We start from the raw sequence: 787 nt of genomic DNA, 5'->3' as shown, positions 1-787 counted from the left end.
AAATCGTCAGTGAGATAGAGAAGCATTGCAAACATTTCTACATCCGTGCCAACCGATGCAGTTCGCTCTACAATGACATCTTTGCTCTGAGAGGATGGAAGACGGAGGAGATTAACGGCATCCAGTTCGAACTCAATTCCATTCTCGTTGAGAAATGGGAAGGCAAGTGCTATCGTCTTGTCATCCAGAGACAAAGACGCAACAGTGGCGACCTTGACCTGTGGGAAGGCGAATACACTTACCGTTGTATTCTGACCAACGATTACAAGTCATCGACAAGGGACATTGTTGAATTCTACAATCTGCGTGGCGGCAAGGAACGTATCTTTGACGACATGAACAACGGATTCGGTTGGAGCAGGCTCCCCAAGTCATTCATGGCGGAGAATACTGTCTTTCTTCTGCTTACTGCATTGATACACAATTTCTACAAGACCATCATGAGCAGGCTTGACACCAAGGCTTTTGGGCTCAAGAAAACGAGTCGCATAAAGGCTTTTGTCTTCAGATTCATCTCCGTACCTGCCAAGTGGATCATGACTGCAAGGCAATACGTGCTGAATATCTACACAGAGAACCGAGCTTATGCAAAACCCTTCAAAACAGAATTCGGATAAGAATCCTTTCTTTCCGGTTTGAATCTGCGTATTACCTCAAGTCGCATCGTGGGGTAAGGGGATGGTGGCTACATATTGATGTTGTGCTGTTGCTTTTTACTGAAAGCTGCTACTAACGACTCATAAATCTACCCTTAATCGTGTATTGGATGATAGTTGCGGATTTTAGG

Annotated in this window: 1 pseudogene; it reads left to right on the top strand. The window is 45.0% G+C overall.

Features of this window, described 5'->3' with window-relative positions:
* Positions 1-617 (top strand): annotated as a pseudogene (locus CIK92_RS04805) (IS1380-like element IS612 family transposase); the annotation flags it as partial.
* Between the last annotated feature and the right edge of the window lie 170 nt (positions 618-787).

Origin of the sequence: Prevotella sp. P4-67 (assembly GCF_002251325.1) — a bacterium.
Classification (GTDB): Bacteria; Bacteroidota; Bacteroidia; order Bacteroidales; family Bacteroidaceae; genus Prevotella.
This window is presented reverse-complemented; position numbering and strand designations above follow the sequence as displayed.